Genomic DNA, 558 nt, shown 5'->3' with positions numbered 1-558 from the left:
ACAACTTTATTAGAGCTAACAAGTTTACTTAAAGAGCATCTTTCTGCTTTTGATGATACAATTAAAAATATTGAAATAAAGCATCGTGAAAATAGAGCTGGGGATGTTCCACATTCTTTAGCATCTGTTAAAAAAGCAAAAAAATTATTGAACTACAACCCTAAATACAATATTAATGACGGTATAAAAGAAGCTGTTAATTGGTATTGGAAAAACTTATAATTAAAAATTAAATTATAAAATTAATATCCTTTCTATTATATCAACTTATATGAAGTTATTAATTTTAAAGAGATAATTTTTAATCAAATTTATCGATAAAATGCTTTTTTACCGATAAATTACATGGATTTACATTGTTTAAGTACACTAAAAGTACAACAATTAATTATAGAGAAATGATAATTAATAAAAATTTAAATATTAAACTATAATACCAAATACAAATTTTAATACGATAGCCAAAACTATTAATTTGTTATAGAGGCATTTATAATCTTAAAAAATGAAAGTAACAAAAATTTGCTGTATTGGAGCCGGATACGTAGGAGGTCCGAC

1 pseudogene is annotated in these 558 nt (G+C 23.7%); it reads left to right on the top strand.

Going from position 1 to position 558, the window contains the following annotated elements:
• Positions 1 to 222 (top strand): annotated as a pseudogene (locus tag ACQY5W_RS13455) (hypothetical protein); the annotation flags it as partial.
• Positions 223 to 558 lie beyond the last annotated feature (336 nt).

Origin of the sequence: Arcobacter sp., assembly GCF_050300555.1 — a bacterium.
GTDB lineage: Bacteria > Campylobacterota > Campylobacteria > Campylobacterales > Arcobacteraceae > Arcobacter.
Note: the sequence above shows the minus strand (reverse complement) of the source record. Positions and strands in the feature narration are given on the sequence as shown.